This window comes from Herpetosiphon gulosus (assembly GCF_039545135.1).
Classification (GTDB): Bacteria; Chloroflexota; Chloroflexia; order Chloroflexales; family Herpetosiphonaceae; genus Herpetosiphon; species Herpetosiphon gulosus.
This window is the reverse complement of sequence record NZ_BAABRU010000012.1, coordinates 105,840-123,088: the sequence shown is the minus strand read 5'-3', so window position 1 is coordinate 123,088 and position 17,249 is coordinate 105,840. Positions and strand designations below refer to the sequence as shown.

General features: G+C 46.3%; 11 protein-coding genes and 1 pseudogene. 7 read left to right on the top strand and 5 right to left on the bottom strand.

What is annotated here, in order from left to right:
- Nucleotides 1–34: 34 nt before the first annotated feature.
- On the top strand, nucleotides 35–1,486 hold the full coding sequence (locus ABEB26_RS16960; protein ID WP_345723228.1) for a PTS fructose transporter subunit IIC: 1,452 nt from the start codon (nucleotides 35–37) through the stop codon (nucleotides 1,484–1,486).
- Nucleotides 1,487–1,983: 497 nt separating this feature from the next.
- Here the strand turns inward: ABEB26_RS16960 and ABEB26_RS16955 are convergent, their stop codons facing one another.
- The 4 genes from ABEB26_RS16955 to ABEB26_RS16940 form a co-directional block, all read right to left on the bottom strand.
- The gene (locus tag ABEB26_RS16955; protein ID WP_345723227.1) at nucleotides 1,984–2,796 is read right to left on the bottom strand and encodes an ankyrin repeat domain-containing protein; all 813 of its coding nucleotides are present in this window, start codon (nucleotides 2,794–2,796) and stop codon (nucleotides 1,984–1,986) included.
- A gap of 102 nt (nucleotides 2,797–2,898) precedes the next feature.
- Nucleotides 2,899–4,773: an endo-1,4-beta-xylanase gene (locus ABEB26_RS16950; RefSeq protein WP_345723226.1), complete on the bottom strand. Its 1,875-nt coding sequence runs from the start codon at nucleotides 4,771–4,773 to the stop codon at nucleotides 2,899–2,901.
- Nucleotides 4,774–4,927: 154 nt separating this feature from the next.
- The gene (locus ABEB26_RS16945; protein WP_345723225.1) at nucleotides 4,928–5,635 is read right to left on the bottom strand and encodes a metallophosphoesterase; all 708 of its coding nucleotides are present in this window, start codon (nucleotides 5,633–5,635) and stop codon (nucleotides 4,928–4,930) included.
- A gap of 71 nt (nucleotides 5,636–5,706) precedes the next feature.
- Nucleotides 5,707–7,578 (bottom strand): hypothetical protein, encoded by a 1,872-nt coding sequence (locus tag ABEB26_RS16940; RefSeq protein ID WP_345723224.1) that lies wholly within the window; start codon nucleotides 7,576–7,578, stop codon nucleotides 5,707–5,709.
- A 433-nt stretch (nucleotides 7,579–8,011) separates the two neighbouring features.
- Between ABEB26_RS16940 and ABEB26_RS16935 the strand changes: the two genes are divergently transcribed.
- Together ABEB26_RS16935 and ABEB26_RS16930 are read left to right on the top strand one after the other, a co-directional pair.
- Nucleotides 8,012–14,098, top strand: coding sequence for an RHS repeat domain-containing protein (locus ABEB26_RS16935; protein ID WP_345723223.1), 6,087 nt, complete (start codon nucleotides 8,012–8,014; stop codon nucleotides 14,096–14,098).
- A gap of 86 nt (nucleotides 14,099–14,184) precedes the next feature.
- The gene (locus ABEB26_RS16930; RefSeq protein WP_345723222.1) at nucleotides 14,185–14,478 is read left to right on the top strand and encodes a hypothetical protein; all 294 of its coding nucleotides are present in this window, start codon (nucleotides 14,185–14,187) and stop codon (nucleotides 14,476–14,478) included.
- A gap of 37 nt (nucleotides 14,479–14,515) precedes the next feature.
- Here ABEB26_RS16930 and ABEB26_RS26965 read toward each other — a convergent pair.
- A pseudogene (locus ABEB26_RS26965) lies at nucleotides 14,516–14,721 on the bottom strand (transposase); the annotation flags it as partial.
- Between the two features lie 166 nt (nucleotides 14,722–14,887).
- On the opposite strand from ABEB26_RS26965, the gene ABEB26_RS16925 reads away from it, so the two are divergent.
- The 4 genes from ABEB26_RS16925 (at nucleotide 14,888) to ABEB26_RS16910 (ending at nucleotide 16,898) form a co-directional block, all read left to right on the top strand.
- The gene (locus ABEB26_RS16925) at nucleotides 14,888–15,325 is read left to right on the top strand and encodes a hypothetical protein (protein WP_345723221.1); all 438 of its coding nucleotides are present in this window, start codon (nucleotides 14,888–14,890) and stop codon (nucleotides 15,323–15,325) included.
- A gap of 6 nt (nucleotides 15,326–15,331) precedes the next feature.
- Nucleotides 15,332–15,814 carry a hypothetical protein gene (locus ABEB26_RS16920; protein ID WP_345723220.1) on the top strand — a complete coding sequence of 161 codons (483 nt, stop codon included), beginning with the start codon at nucleotides 15,332–15,334 and terminating at the stop codon, nucleotides 15,812–15,814.
- Between the two features lie 263 nt (nucleotides 15,815–16,077).
- A complete protein-coding gene (locus ABEB26_RS16915; RefSeq protein WP_345723219.1) occupies nucleotides 16,078–16,323 on the top strand; it encodes a hypothetical protein in 246 nt (81 codons plus the stop codon).
- On the top strand, nucleotides 16,290–16,898 hold the full coding sequence (locus ABEB26_RS16910; RefSeq protein WP_345723218.1) for a hypothetical protein: 609 nt from the start codon (nucleotides 16,290–16,292) through the stop codon (nucleotides 16,896–16,898). The genes ABEB26_RS16915 and ABEB26_RS16910 overlap by 34 nt, the downstream gene beginning before the upstream one ends.
- Nucleotides 16,899–17,249: the final 351 nt, after the last annotated feature.

The window sequence follows — 17,249 nt, the reverse complement described above, 5'->3', positions numbered from 1 at the left end:
CTGAAACCCGAACCCTCGTTACAAGGAGCATCCTATGGCACGCATCGTTGCGATCACCTCATGTCCAACTGGTATTGCCCATACATTTATGGCCGCTGAAGGCGTTCAACGTGGCGCAGAAGCCCTTGGTCATCAGGTTAAAGTTGAAACCCAAGGCTCGGTTGGAGCGCAAAATGTGCTGACTGAAACCGATATTCGTGAAGCCGATTTGGTGATTATCGCCGCCGATACCAAAGTTGATCTCGGACGCTTTGTTGGTAAACGGGTTTATGAAACCTCGACCAAAGCAGCAATTACCGATGGTCAGGGCATGGTCAAAACCGCCTTTGATCAAGCCAAAACGTATAGCGCTAGCGGCTCAGTCAACCTTGCTGATACCGTCGATGATCTCAAGGCTCAGCGCTCAGCCAGCCGTTCCGGCCCCTACAAACACCTGATGACTGGGGTTTCGTATATGTTGCCGTTTGTGGTTGCAGGCGGCTTGCTGATTGCCTTGGCCTTTGCAATTGGTGGAATCGAAGTTGTTGAAGATCAATATAAAGATACGTTAGGTGGGGCATTGGTTCAAATTGGGGCTAAATCGGGCTTTGCGCTGATGGTGCCAATTTTGGCGGGCTTTATTGCTTTCTCAATCGCTGATCGGCCAGGTTTAGTGCCTGGGATGATTGGCGGGATGTTGGCCAGCAGCAATGGATCAGGCTTCCTGGGTGGCATCATCGCTGGTTTTATTGCGGGCTACGCCACCGATTGGCTGAACACCAATATTCGTTTGCCAAAAACCTTGGCTGGCCTCAAACCTGTATTAATTTTGCCCTTACTAAGTGCCACTATCGTTGGCTTGCTGATGATTTATGTGATTGGCAAACCAGTGAGTGCCATCAACACCAGCCTGAATGAGTGGCTGACTGGGTTGCAAGGCACAAACGCGATTTTGCTGGGCTTGTTGCTTGGAGCAATGATGGCCTTTGATATGGGTGGGCCTGTCAATAAAGCTGCTTATACCTTTGCAGTTGGCTTGTTGGCTAGTAACGTCTATGCGCCGATGGCGGCTGTGATGGCGGCTGGCATGACTCCACCGCTTGGTTTGGCCTTGGCCTCGCTGCTGTTCAAAAATCGCTTTACCGCCGAAGAACAAGAAGCGGGCAAAGCAGCGGCAGTGCTCGGGATTTCGTTTATCACCGAAGGCGCAATTCCCTTTGCAGCCCGTGATCCCTTCCGCGTGATTCCAGCGATTATGCTTGGCTCAGCCGTTACGGGAGCACTCTCGATGAGCTTTGGTGCAACCCTGCAAGTGCCACACGGCGGCGTGTTCGTGTTGCCAATTCCCAATGCAGTTGGTAGTTTGGGCTTGTATATTGTGGCAATTTTAGTGGGCACGGTCGTGACTGCTGCCGCCTTGTATGCGCTCAAACGCCCGTTAGTGCAAACCCCCGTTACCAGCAGCGAAACCAGTGCTAGCACAACTTCAGCGGTCAGCGCACGCTAAATATTAATGACAATCAGCGCCACGAAGCCTAAATTCAGTGGCGCTAATCTATTTTATAAACTTTCCTTTACGATGGTATAGCGTGTTAGCATTCCTTCAAGGGAACAGGTTGCATTAGGATAATCCGTAGTTAAAAAGCAAACCACACAGCAACCTTCCGCATGTTTGGGCGTACCACCACAAGATTTCTCATCGCTTGAAGGAAGGGCTTATGAACCAGAAATCTAGTGCCAATCTCACCCCTTTCGTTGGATGTATATTCATCGTCATTGGATGTATGTTGGGCTATCATGCGCTTTTGCCCGATGGGGTACGGTCGGATCTGGTTGGCAGTTTCGGGTCTGTCATTTTTGGTGTATGGATAGTGCTTCGCAAAAAAATGAATCCTGTTCGTTCTTGGTTTCTTCTAAGTACTTCGGCACTCTGTTCAGTCTTTCATCTTATGGGCTTACTAAGTAAATAATCATAATGTTATGTATTTAGCCAACAAACACTACTCAACGTCTTTTGAGAATCTTTCTTTCGCCACGTTTGAAATCAAACGTATCGATTGGATGCAATGGCTGTGCTCGGCGGGCAGTACTATCTGACCAAAATTGCTCACCACAGTTGGCACACCTATATAACTCAATTCGATCAGCCAAAATACCTGAATCATCAAAAGTATGCCCAGTATTGTAGATCATCAATTCAGCACATGCTGGGCAACGCTGGGTCATTGAGCTAATAGGGCGTGGAGTATGCCAATCGTTGGTTGCCATAACCACATCATAAGTACCTTTAATCCGATGACCATCGACAGCTGGCGGCACAATCGTAGGAGTTAGTGGGGTCAATAATCCAATACAGCGCCAATCTTCAAGCGCATAGGCGAAATGCAGCGCCGTCCAAGTTGCCTGCCAGCCAGCTGATAATTGGGCCGTCGGATCAGCCCCCAATCCCAGCAATCGTTCGACTAAGCCTGCTTGGCGGGCTAAAACTGCATAGTGCAACACACTATAGCCATAGTTGGTCGTTGCTTGAATGATTGCACCAAAGCCTATCAAATGCACAATTATGGCAGTATTAGCAAGCTCAGCCGCCCAATGCAACGCAGTTCGTCCAAATTGATCAGCCCGATTTGGGTTGGCCCCTGCACTCAGCAAACTATCAAGCACGTTGAGCGAATTTGTTGCTGCTGTTGCGATTAACGCTTGATCTAAAGTTTCTCGCGACCAAGGCCCGAAATTTTTCAACGCGGCTAAGGCCTCAGCAAACTGGCGCTGTTCAATCAAACCAATTAAATTTGGGCGTTTTGGCTGCTTTTTCATAAGCTTAATTTTAGCCTGATTAGCTTGATTAAGCTAGATCGAATACGTAGCCCCTACTTAATACTAATCTAAGTAGGGGCTATTGACATTTAATTAAGCTTGTTATGGAACGATGCTGCAGGCAACCCCATTCAAACTAAAACTGGTTGGAATGGTATTTGTGCCACTATAGCTGGCTTGGAAGCCGAATGAGGCTGAGCCTTGCGCCGCAATAAGGTTGTTCCAGCCAGCGTTACGGGCTACAACCGCGTTGCCAGTTTGGGTTAGGCTAGTGTTCCAAGCATTGCTAATTTGCTGATTGCCCGCAAAACTCCAATTGAGCGCCCAGCCATTGATCGGCGTGTTGCTTGCATTGGTCACCGTCACATTGGCCACAAAGCCATTGCCCCATTGGCTGTTGATAGCATAGTTGACACGGCAACCACCACCAGTTGGAGTTGGACTTGGGCTAGGGGTTGGAGTTGGCGTATTGGTAGGAATAGTATCAACAATCGTGACGCTGACTGGATTTTGGGCAAACGCCGAACCCCAAGCCCAACCACCACCAGCACTTGGCACTTCGCCGGTTGCACTAGCACTCAATTGAACTGTGCCAAGTGCGGTTGCTTTAAAGGTGATATTTTTGCATTGAGTTGGGTGTTGGTTATATTTACAAGGCATACTCAACGGTGGATCAAGTTGCACCAAGCCAGCTGGGCTGCTGGTTACGGTGGTATATTGCAAGCCAATATTCACGTATTGAATCGTCAAGGTAAAGACTTGCCCAAGCGTCACTTGGCTGGGCGCACTCAAAATCAACTTTGGTTGCGGAGCTGTTTGGGTGGGCGTTGGGCTGCTAGTCGGCGTGTTGGTTGGAACCGCCGTCGGTTGCGTTGTTGGGGTGCGCGTAGCAGTTGGGGCACTCGTTGGGGTTGGAGTGCCGCCCCGACCTTGCAATAAACGATTGTAAATGGCGGTATAGGCTGGCTTGGGATTGTATTGTTCATCGTAGATCAAGGCCGCCCCATAGCCTGGGAAGGTATTCGGAACCCACGAATATTTATCGGTAAAGCCCCAAAATTGGAAGGCTTGGCAGGCTGGTTGGCGTAAACAACGATCAAGCACATTTTGATAGACCGTCGCTTGTTGGGCCAAACTTGCACTTGTGGCGGGCAATTGCAAACGCACATCGGCTTCGGTTACATAAATTTTCAAGCCCAAATCAGCAAAGCGCTGCATATTTTGAGCAAAACTGTTGTAATTGATGCCAGAACCGAGCAAGTGCATTTGAAAGCCAATCCCATCTATCGGCACACCCCGCGCCAAAAAGTCAGTGACCATGGCATAGACTGCATTCGATTTGGCGTTAATTTCTTCGATGTTGTAATCATTGTAAATCAGCACTGCATCTGAATCGGCTTGGCGGGCACGTCTGAAGCCCAATTCAACATAATTTTGGCCAATAATGTTATACCAGAACGAGCGCCGATAAATGCCGCTATCATCAAACACTTCGTTGGCCACATCCCAAATTGCAATATCGTTTTTGTAGCGACCAACCACCGTATCAATATGATCATACAAAATGCTGGTTAGCTCACTGGCTGTCCAATTTTGGTTGGCTACCCAGTTTGGGTTTTGCTGATGCCAGAGCAAGGTATGGCCGTGGATTTGCTGGCCATAGCTTTTGGCAATTTGAATATGCCGATCAACTGGCGCAAAATTGTAGGTTGTACGTTGAGGGTGCACGGCATCCCATTTTAATTGGTTGCCTGGAGTATAAATATTAAACTGACCGCCCAAAATTGCTTCATATTGAGCGCGATCGCTGAAGTTCCAAAAATCGCTATCAGCAGCGCTGCCAATTAAAAACGTGCCAGCAGCTGCCCGTAATGTTTGGGGGCTGGTTTGACCACTGCTTGACTGCCACCAACTGAATTGTCCCGCAATTAATCCTAGCATCACTACTATCCACCAGTAACGTCGTCGGCTGTTCATCGATCCTCCTTGATCACAGGTGCGATGCGGCAGGCTGGTGCGATGATGGCGAGGACGTTTGAGCAGCATCACGGTTAATTTTTATCTTGAGACCGCTCCCAAAGTAAAGATATATTAAGAAACAATGATTTGTCAAGAGGATCTTTAGAAAAACTTAAGGATTATCGGTTAATAGCAGCGGTTTAAAACCGAGGGCATCGCAGGCAGTTAATTGATAGAAAACTGTTTCGACCTGGCCAGTTGTGGCATTGGCCCATTGTTCAGCTTGGTGGAGGTGGCCATAAACACAGGTATGAGCATGAGCGGCGGCGATGCGTTTGGCAAATTCGGTTGGCTGGCCATCGCGGAAGGGCGGGAAATGTAATAACACATAGATCGGGCGAACCTCCTCAGCCAGCACCTGTGCTCCGGCCAAGGCTCGTTCTAAACGCCCAAGTTCGCGCTCATAAATCCGCTGATCGGTGGTTTTATCAAAATCACGGTCGCCAGGCACAGCCCAACCACGCGTACCACAAACGACAATCTGATCGACAACTACTGCATCGCAATCGACAATCTGCAACGAGGGCGGCAAGATGGCGCGAACCTTATTTTTGCTGCTCCACCAATAATCGTGGTTACCCTTGCACAGCACCTTTTTGCCGGGTAGTGCCTCGATCCAAGCGAGATCGGCGCGAACATCATTCAGATGCATGGCCCACGAAATATCGCCAGCGATCAACACCAAATCATCGGCGGCAACGGATTCGTGCCAAGCCTTGGCGATGGTTGCAGCATGATTACGCCAATGAGCACCAAAGACATCCATTGGTTTATCCTGCCCGCCAGCAAGGTGCAAGTCGGCAATAGCCCAGATTCGCATAATATATCAGCCCTAGCAGATTGTCCTAAGCTGCTATTGTAGCATAGCTCGCTTGATCGAAGCTTGGCAGGCTAGTGAGTCAGCCCTAACAGACTTGGCTTTACACCATAGATAATCGCATCGTACCAAGGATATAAATTGTAGCCATACAAGAGCAACGTTAGCATAACCACAACATAATCAGTATATTTTATGGTATTTAATCGCTGTTCGATAAATACCATCATAATTATCACTAGAAAGGGCAGAATGAAATAGCTATAACGTACCTGTACACCAAAAAATATATCGACTGCAATAAATAATAAAAAGGTTAATCCACTCGCGCTAAGAAGTAGTTTTTTTGATTGCTCCAACTTAAGAAATGGCAATAAGCCTAAAATTGCCATAAAAATAATCCCAATTGGTGCAAAGCTAGCTGATAATCCGTTGATCACCGCTGGCAGATATTGAGTAAACGTAACTACCCGTTGTTGATTTGCACCTGTTGTCATAAAAAGATCAATATAAATTGCCAATAATCCAATCAGGCTAATTCCGAGTAAGCTCAAAAACCAAGCTCGATAATATTCACGTTGAGCAGAATCAAGCCAAAATCCCAATAAACAATAGCTAGTAATCCAAATTCCTGCTAAAAGAGCAACCCCATTATGCATCCATATTGCCACACTGAGCACGCTAATGCTCAATAATGTTGGACGCAGAGTCGATTGAAAACTAAAACTGGCCAAAAATAAAAGCATTAGCCATTGCCCAACAATTTGAGGCGCAAAGCCCCACCATAAAATTGTCATTTGAAGCGGCATTGCCGAGATTAAGATCATGGCGGCAAGTGCGAAAATTGGCCGAACCTTCCAGCGCAATAACGTAACTGCCAAAAGAATCCCACTGCTTGCATGCAAAAATGTGTACAATCCTTCGATAATTAATCCATTATTATTAAAAAACGATTTTAGTGGCAGTGTTAATAGATAAAATGTGGTTGGAGTAATGGTTTCGCGGCCCTGAAATTCATACAATTTATCTAATAATAATGCTGAACCTTGAGCTACTTGATCCAAACGATCAGCATGAATGATCCGATCATGCGAGCCAAAACTTGGAAATAGTATACTAATTAATGGAATAAAAAAGCCAATAACACTAAAAATAATCAAATACCGATATTGATATGGCGTTAGCAAGGGCCTAATCTGATTTTGAATCAATGAGCGGGACCAAGCTATTAACAGCATTGCAGCAATAGTTACAACCAACAAACGCAATTGCCAAGCCCAAGCCACCAAAACAAATTTACCAGTAATTGTGAGCAGAACCAAAATTGTAATACAGCTTATACCAATAATTGTCTGCCAATCGGCAACCAACAACCATAATAACCCAACGATGCTACCAACAATTGCCAGTTGTACAATTAATAATTGCCAATGAACTATGGTCCAAACATTGCTTGGGGTCTGAATCTGCACATGATCAAGGCGCACACCCAAAAATCGTGGGTCGGGCAAAACTTGTTGGGTAGGCACGTCGAACCGCACTTGCCAATCGCGCTGGCGGGTTGGTGGAATCAACAGATGATATTGGCGAGCAGTTTGGACTAGTGGCAAAGCAACGCTGGCCGTATTCGTTGAAACCTGCATGGTTGCGGTAACTGGCAAACTGCTTGGTACACCGCCAACTTGCAAGCTAAGCAAGCGCGAGCTAGCCGAATCGAAGCCCTGAACCCGAACCCAAGCCTCGGACTGTGTCCAACGATAGGTTTCGCCCAGCGCATTCTGCTCTTGTTCAAAGCCGCCAGCAACGCTATTTTGGTCACCCCAATTACCAACATCAATTTGTTGAACCTGCCCAAAGAGCCGCAAACTGATTGAATTGCCAATCAAGAGCAGCAAACTTAGCCCAACCAACCCCATACCAACCAACGCCAGGCGTTTGAACCACATAATCCAACCTCAACCACCAAACTACAAGCAACTAGGTTGATTGTACCGTATGATCCAGATTGCTTGATTGCTTAATGTTCTGCTAGAAATTGGTTAGTACTATGTTAGAATTCACCCTTGCAAAATTGATTAAAGCATGTAAAATGGCCGTGATGAGTAATTTGGATTAGGAGGATAAACCTACAACGAGTTGTTTGAGATGCAGGTAAGGTTATGTCCTCAACTAGGGCATGTTGTTGATGTTGAGAGCATCAAGAGCTACAGAGAACAAGAGAGTTTTTTGTATTCCAATTAATCTCAATTAAATACTATTAGTTAGCCAATCTTTAATAAGCGATTGTTTAACTTGATTTGGCCTCTTTTCCATTCCTTTGGTGCATGTCGCTATGCACTAAGCTTTTTTGACGCGTTTACTTTTATCGAGAGAGTATTTATGTCACTATCATCACGCCTGAAACGAACTGTTTCAGGGGCGTTATTAGCTGCGGTGACCGCTTCAACTATTCCAGCGTCACCAATTGCCGCTCAATCACGCGATACCAATCCAACCACACCATCGTCAACCCCAGAATCACCCTTAGTCGCGACTGTCCGCGAACGCAGTGCGCCAAGTTTGCATGTAACCTTGCACACCGAGCGCTCGTTAGTTGCCGTTGGCGAAACCCTCGGCTTAACCCTTGATCTCAATAATATTGGCAATTTAGTTGCCTCAGATATTGTGGTTCGCTTGCCAGTTCCAGCCCATACCACACCCCTCACCAAGGCCAATCTTTCCGCTGATGGGAGCTATTGGGAGTGGTCGTTGTCCACACTTGCGGCGCATAAAAGCACACGCATGGGTGTGCAAGTCCAAGTCAATCACGCTCCTGATGGGGTTATTCTGACTACCGCTTCAGTCGGTGCAGCGAAATTAGAGCAACCCGTTCAATCACGCGCTGGGGCGATCATTGCTTCTCCCAGCACCGCTCGCTCGGTAACAGCAAGCCGCGGCAGTAGTGCAACAACCGTTCGAACCCTTGATGCTGCGATCGAAGTTGCCATTGCCAAACCAACGGCTGACACAACCCTGACGATTGAACCGCTGGTCAAAGTCGCCAAGCCAAATCCGCAACGCGGCTTACCAGCATTTCGCGTCACCAGCACCACCAACACTGGCGAAATGACGCTGAAAGTCCGTTACACCGAGGCCCAATTGCTGGCCCTTGGCATGTCGGCCAGTGACTTAACCCTCATGACCTACGATGAAACCGCCAACACGTGGACGGTTGTCCCAACGACCCTTGATCTGCAAAACCGCACTGCGGTGGCACGGATTGCGGCTGGTGGCAATTACCAACTCAGCGATGGTTCGTCGCCATCAGAGGCATTCTTGCCAAGCCTGCAAGGTTGGCAAACCAGCCTCTTCACTGGTGCTGCCAGTTCATCGTACCCAATTGATGTGCCAGCAGGCCCAGGCGGTATCAAACCCAATGTTGCTTTGAGCTATAGCAGTAGCAGCACCGATGGCAAGGGCGGCTTACGCGCCAAGCAACAAGCAGGCTGGGTTGGCCGTGGCTGGAGTTTGGATACTGGCTCAGTCTCGTCGAATAAGGTTGCCGATGGCCGAACGTACTATTCATTAGTGTTCAATGGCCAATCATTCGATGTTACCCGTGGAGCAGCCTTAGTTGGCTCGCCGGTTGAAGCCAATCTATCACATTGGACATGGACACCAGTCAATGAAACCTTTGCCAAAGTAACGGCCTTTGAGCTTGGTGATTCGACCGCAAGCCGCGGTGGGAGCCGCTATGGTGCGCCACTCAAACGCTATGGCTGGCGAGTGTGGGCCAAAGATGGCACCAAGTACGAATTTGTTGACGATGCATGGTGGGGCTGGGATACCTGTGCCGTTGATGGCGCTGCCAGCATGGAAACCTATAAATGGTTACTCACAAGTGTCACCGATGTCAACAACAACGTAATCACCTACAACTATGGTCGCGATAGCCTCGCCCGTACAACCTGTAATGGGATTGCAGGCACCGTTGATCGTGAAATTTGGCCAACCAATATCACGTGGGGAGCCAATAGCGGCACAGGTGCAAGTGATCGCTATAAAGTTGAGTTTAATTCATCAACACGGACTGGTGATTTAGCGTTTGAAAATGCTCCTAATCAGCTTGGTGGACCATCAGGAGCACCACGCGAGAGCCGCCAACTCGATACGATCAAGGTCTATAGCAAACCAAGCAGCGCTTGGGAATTAGTGCGTCAATATAACTTGGCTTACGATTATAGTACGCTCTCAGACGCATCAATCAAGGCCAATGGGGTTGGCTCACCCGACACCACGAGCCAAAAACTCACCCTCAAGAGTATCCAACGGGTGGGTAACAATGGCACAAGCGCCTTGCCAGCAACCACCTTTACCTATGGGACAGATCGTGGGACAAATGAACACTATCCATTAGGTGCGTGGAACCGCTTGACCAGTGTCAATAATGGTCAAGGTGGAACGCTGACCTTTACCTATGAAAATATCGGTTTTGTTGTCAACAATCGATTCCTCGAAAACTATCGTCGGGTAACGGCGAAAACCACCACTGACGGGCGCGGCAATAGCTACACCACCAACTATAGCTACACCAGCCCTGCCCTGAATTCGCTGGGGTCGATCTTAGATCCTGGGAGCTTAGCCACCCAAACCTACGCTAACTCCGCGATTTTGTACTACAACAAGTATCGCAATAACACCGATATGAGTTCATGGTTGGTGCATAAAGCTTATAGCGAATTCCGTGGTCATGCCAAGGTAACTGAGCGTGATGCCAACGGTAACGAAACCGACCACTATTTCTATCAAGGCGATACCACTTGTAACCCAGCCGTGTATGGCTCACAGATGGAAACGGATGCCTGTTTCATTGAAATTCGTAACCGCGAAATCTTGAAAGGCAAGGAATATCGCACGGTTCAACGCCAAGGCACAACCAGTACGATGTTGCGCGAAAGCGGCAATTTCTATATGGTCGAATTCTATGGGTTTATGGAATCGCCATTCGCAGGCTTGTGGCGCTCATTTGATTACACCAACGAATCATTCAGCGTCAATTATGATCCCGCTCCTGCTGGCGGCCCTACGGCAACCGTTAACCGCACCAAATACTACTACGACCCAGCCAATCAAGGTGGCGTGCAGTATGGCAATGTCACCAAAGTTGAAGAGTTGGATGTTAGTGGCGCGGTCTATCGCTCAACCACCAATACTTATACACCCAATACAAGCACGGCCTATATTGTTGATCGCTTGACCACGCAAGTTATCCGCGATGGTCAAAATCGCTTGTTGGCCTTGACCGAAAATCGCTACGATGGCGCGGTAACGACTCCAGCGGTTGGGACGCGTGGCTTGCTGACCTTGGTGCGCAAATACAATAATGTGCCATTATCAACCAGCACAACTGGCGTAACCCTCACCAGCAGCGATGCCAGCTATGGCTACGATGCCTATGGCAACCAAACCACGGTTACAAGCTATGCTCAACCAGGCACGCGCTTGTTCAATGGTTCAACCACCACATTTAGCACACCAGGTAATGGCTCAAGCAGCAGCACGGTTACCACAACCTACGATCCAAACTTCCATGCCTTCTCAACCAGTGTGGGCCAACCAACTGGCAACACCAATAGCCCAAGCTTAAACGAAAGCGCTGGCTATGATTATCGTATGGGCACCTTGACCAGTGTGACTGATGCTAATGGTAATATTACCAACGCTGAATATGATGTCTTTGGGCGTATGTCCGCATTAATCAAGCCAGGTGATAGTAGTGCCTTGCCAACCGTCAAAGCCTACTATGCCGATAGCGCCCTGCCCTTCCGCTATTGGACGGAAACCCGCGAGCATGCTGGATTAAGTGGCGTTCAGATTAGTAGTCAGTTCTATGATGGTTTAGGCCGCAAGATTCAAACCAAACAAGAAAGTATCGATGGCAGCCAAAATATTGTGGTTGACACCAAATATGATGGTTTGAACCAAGTTACTCAAGAATCACAACCACGCTATGTCAGCGAAACCAGTGGCACCTTCGGGGTTTACACAACGGTTCCCGGCAGCGGGGTAAATTGGACGACCAAGACCTATGATAGTCTCAGTCGCTTGTTAACCGTAACCACTCCCGATGGGGCCAAAACCACCAAACGCTACTGGCAATACAATAACCTCAGTTTGGTCGATACGATTGACCCCAATCGCAATCGGACGCAACATCGCACCGATCAATTTGGGCGGTTGGTGCAGGTGCAGGAACTCAGTGGCAATTGTACAAGCTTTGCCTTCTTGAGCGACTTCAGCTGTACTGGCAATTACACCACCACCTGGGCCAGCTATGGCATGACAACCTATACCTATAGCCCGCTTGACTTGTTGACTACCAGCACCGATGCCAGCAACAATGTAACCAACATGACCTACGATTCATTAGGTCGCAAGCTGACCATGAACGACCCCGACATGGGTGCATGGAGCTATGGCTACGATGTTGATGGCAATCTGACCAGCCAAACCGATGCCAAAAACCAAACCTTGAGTTTCGAATACGATTTACTCAACCGTTTGACGGCCAAAAAGCAAGGCGTAACCACACTTGCCAGTTATACCTACGACCAATTTGGTGGATCATATCCTTATGGCAAAGGCCAACTAACCACCATGACCGATGCCAGTGGCAGCACGACCTATGGCTACACACCACGGGGCGAAATTCTAACCATTGATCAAACCGTTGATGGCACAACCTATAGCACCTATAACACCTATCGTGCTGATGGGAAACCAAATACCGTCGTCTACCCAACTGGCGAAATCATCACCTATAGCTATGATGCGGCTGGCCGTCAAAATGGCCTCAGTTCAAGCCTTGGTGAAGTCTTCCAAAGCAATGTGAGCTACGATGCCTTAGGCCAAAAAACCCATGAAATCTTTGGCAATGGCCAACAAACCCAATATAGCTACGATGCACTTTCAAAACGCTTAACCAGCACGATCACTGCCGATGTTGCCACCTTGCAAGAGCGCTTCCGCCGCGACTTTACCTATGATCTCGCTGGCAATGTGCAAACGATTGCCTCGATGGATAGCTTGAACGCGAACGAAATTATGCGCTACAGCTATGATCATCGGGAGCGCGTAACGAATGCTTGTGCCGTTACGAGCAGCAGTAGCAGCGTGTGTATTGGCGGTGCAACCTTCAATCAAAGCTACAGCTACGATGTGCTTGGCAATATCACCACCAAAGCAGGTGTAAGCTATAGCTATACCAATGGTAAACCGCACGCCGTTTCCAGCGTTGGTGGACAAAGCTACACGTATGATAACAACGGCAACATGGTCAACGGTGGTGGACGCAGCTATACTTGGAACATCGAAAACCAGCCAACCCAAATTAGCACCAGCACCGTCACCGAAACCTACAAGTATGACGGTGATAATGATCGCGTCAAGAAAACCACCACGACTGGCGGAACAGTCAAGAGTGTGCTCTACATTGGCAGCGTTGAATACTGGAGCGATGGCAAAGTTGTTTCTAGCTATGCAGGTGTTGCTGCTCGTACCACTACAGGTAACCCAAGCACGAGCAATCGCGGTAGCATAATCTATCTCCATGTTGATCACCTTGGTTCGGTTGGAGCTATTACCAATAACAGTGGTATCGTGATCGAAGCTGAACGCTATGATCCATGGGGTGCAACCCGCAGTGGCAACCTCACCAGCACTGAGTTTGGCTACACTGGTCAACGCAAAGACGATGGCACAGGCTTGCTGTTCTACAACGCTCGCTACTACGATGCGGCAATTGCCCGTTTTGTGAGTGCTGATAGTATCGTGCCCGGTACCACATCAGGCGAAGGCGGTTCTGCAAATTCAATAGGCCGAGATGATACCCAAGCTCTTAGCCCTTTGACTGTTGATTTCCATGAAACACTATTTATCAACTCTTTAGGTGAAGAATTACGATTTATCCAAACCAAAGGATTTTGGTTTCAACTTAGTGATGACGAGAAAAATTCTAATCAGATTAAATCTTATTGGGGTCCCCAAAATGCTCAATCTCTAAACAGATATAGCTATGTATCCAATAATCCTTTAATCTATATTGACCCAAGTGGTCATATTAAGTGTGGAAAAGGTTTTTGGGGATCACTGTGCCGTGGTGCTGGTCGTGCTTTCAGGTTTGTACGCACGAGCTTCTTTATAGCTGTTGATATCTATGGTGTGCTTACTGCGGGAAACATGCTAAGAAATCCTAAGGCTTTCTTTAAAACCCTAATGAATCCATCAATTTGGACGGTAAGAGGCTTTTTGGATGCTGGTACCGTATATTTAGGAATCCCCACTCTTAAAGGCCATTTGAAAGAAATGTGGGATTTATGGGTAGAAATTTGGGATTCATTAGGTGTGTATGAAGCATTTGGTTCTGCCTCAGACGATACTTGTATAACTTATAGTAGAGCACATCCTGAGTGTTATCGAATTCGATGAGAATAAGATAATTTCATAAGTAGGGTGTTATCTTTATTAGCACCCTACTTATAATAAATATTAATTGATAATATTTGGAGGATTTTATGGGCACAAAAGATGGTTTGTATAAAAAAATTAGTATATCCATTGGATTTATATTAATAATCACTACCTTACTTTATACACTTTCATCATTTAAATCGCATATATTAGTGATGATTTTTAGTTTTTCTTTATCGTTTATTGTTCTTGGTAAATCTATCAAATCAAGTCTTATATGGGGATTATTATTCTTAATAATAGGTACATTTATTAATAATATTTATAATGTGTTTATTGTAGTTATTTTAATAAATGGCTTAATTTCATTAAAGAAAATCAAAAATAATAAAAAGTAAAATAATTTTTCCTGCTAATTTACCCACTGTTGCTAGTTCAAATCACAAAATCAAAAAATGATAATTTGCCATTCATGAACTGCGACAAACAATTAAAGATACCGCAACAAAGTCCAATCACATATCCATACCACGGCCTGTGCGATGCGTGAGTTGCTTGATCTGAAAGACCCGTTCCAAGACACTGAAGGTTGTTTCAATCAAAAAGCGGCAGTTCCACCTGCCGCACTCGCAGATTTTGATCTGATGCGGTACGATTGACCCGAACAATCATCAATCGAGAGATTGGTTGGGATGATATTCCGATCTCAATTGGTAATTGGGTTCCATGTTTAATTCAGTCCTTCGTTGTAGAATAGCAGCAGATTCTCCACGATATATTGCCCAAACTCTATGCGGAGCGCAATGCTTGAGCCAACTCAGCAGCATCAAATCAACTCTTAGCCAACTCAATGGAGGAGCTTTGTGGTTTCACGGCCCAAGCTGTGATCTCGAAAGCTTCGTTATTCGCGTTGGCGAGCCGCGCACGCGAGAAATTCAATATTATCAATTAACCATCAACTGTGCTTGGCGTTTACGTCAGCAGCAACAAGTTTTGCTCAGTAGCGAAGATTGGCTGTATGACAACGATAACAATATCGAATTTGAGCCAAGTGTTGCAGCGTTTTGGGCCAAGCACGATCCCGCCAGTTTAATTATTTGGTCGATTGACGTGCAACCGCAGAGTGGCGATCTCTGCTTTTCAATCAATTATGATTATAAACTCGACATTCTGATCAATGCCGCAGCTGGTGAACATTGGGTTTTACACCGCGATGGGCTAGAAATTTGGCGTTATCGCAGCTAGGAGTTTATGCACAAAATTCCGGTCATTCAACAAAAACTAGCCACTTTACTTGGCCAAATGCTGTGGGATGGCTTTGATGTTGCAGGCATCTTGTGCTTGCGGATAGGCGAAAAGCGCTTAACAATCAACCGTAAACAGCAAGAAGTTGAGTTTGGGCGTTATAGTTTGCATATTGGTGGTGTATGGCGTTTCTGGCATCACCAACGGCTCGTTATTGCCAATGGCGATTGGGCGCAGCCTGATCCGACGGGAGTTGAACCTTCAGCCTTGCACAGTTTTTTAGCGACGTTTTGGCCTCAATCCTTGTTTATCCGCAGCATTCAGATTAATCCCATCGGCGATGTCCAATTGCATTTGAGCCAAGGATATTGCTTCGAATTATTGATTAGTTCAACCAATAACGAATATTGGCGTTTGATCAATAATGATACAGGCGAACATTTTATCGTTGAAGCTCACGACGATGAAGCTGCGGAAGATTTAGATTAATCCGTAGCCTGTTTAGCCTCGGGCTTTGGTAGCAATCAGCAGTCGAGGCTTTTTAGTATGCTTCGACTAGGTATTTTGCCGATTGAGAGATTAACAATGCAGCCAATTACCCATATTAAACCCTATATTTCTAGCGAAATGCAGGCCTAAACGAACACTCGAGCCTTGGTAGCAGCGCCACCTGCAAAGCTAGCCAATGAGCAACCTTGCTCAAATGTTGGCGTATAACCAATGAGTTTCAAATTGAATTGAATGGAGTGGTTATGCAACAGAAATATGTCAATACTCTCAACTTGATTAGTGGATTTTTGGGAACATTCCTTGGATTGATCATCGCATACCAAGCGATTTCAACCGATAAGCTCTGGCCAAATCTTTGGGGTGGTGTAGGGCTTGGTTTATTGGGCTTAGATAGTTTGCTTGATAAAAAAATTAACACTCTTGCTAAGTCACTTATTTTGATCGCTGGAATATTATGTTTAGCTATTTATATTATTGGATTACTTTAGTTAATTGCGAAAGAGAGCCTGAGATGCGAATAGTACATTGGATCATTATTGGATCTATAATTATTGCTGCAATGATTGGAGGTTATCTTTGGCTGAATCAATCAGAGCCACGCCCAATTCCACCAGCAGGCTGGCAAACGATTGAACAAGATAATTTAATCGTTTCATTGCCTCCAGAATATATTGTCTTGAATCCAAAGCTGGCGAGTGCCAATCTTGATTTTACCAAGACTTATAGTGGAACATATGCAACTTTAGCAAAAATTACCAATGCTCCGGTCAAGATCGATTTTTTAGCTGTGAATCCTGAAAATGGCGATACGATAGTGGTTTTTGATAAAACATTCAATAAAAATTCTACTCTATTGAGTGAACAATTAATTGAGATTTCAGATTTGATGAGCAGTATTCGCAACTATAACCAACAAACAACTGATACATTTGTTACTAGCAGATTAATCACAAAATATGATCGCGAATTAGGTGCTCAAAAGATCAGTGAGAGTAATCAAAATGAAAAAAGTAAAAATATCTTTGAGCTAATTGGCCAGAATATCGTATTAGATGATGATTAAGCCACGATCGCCTTTTGCATACGATTGTGGCTAGCTTCAATTGCCCAACGAGCAGCAAAGCTTCATGCCAACCCATGGCAAACCATGGCTGAAGTTAAGTAAACTACTCAAAAATCCAACTTGACAGACCCTAGCTCTGTGTGTATACTCTGCACAAATAACTTTTGTAGGAAACTACCAAATGAGTAATCGTCCCGCGTTTATTATTATTAGCAACCTCCTTAGCCTCGTAATCGTCGTCATTACGCGGTCACTTTTGTGTGGGAGGGGCTAACAAGCCTCGCGGGTAGTTCAAAAGAACTCAAGCCCCTCCCAATCGGGAGGGGCTTTTGATTTTTGATTAAGTTAGCT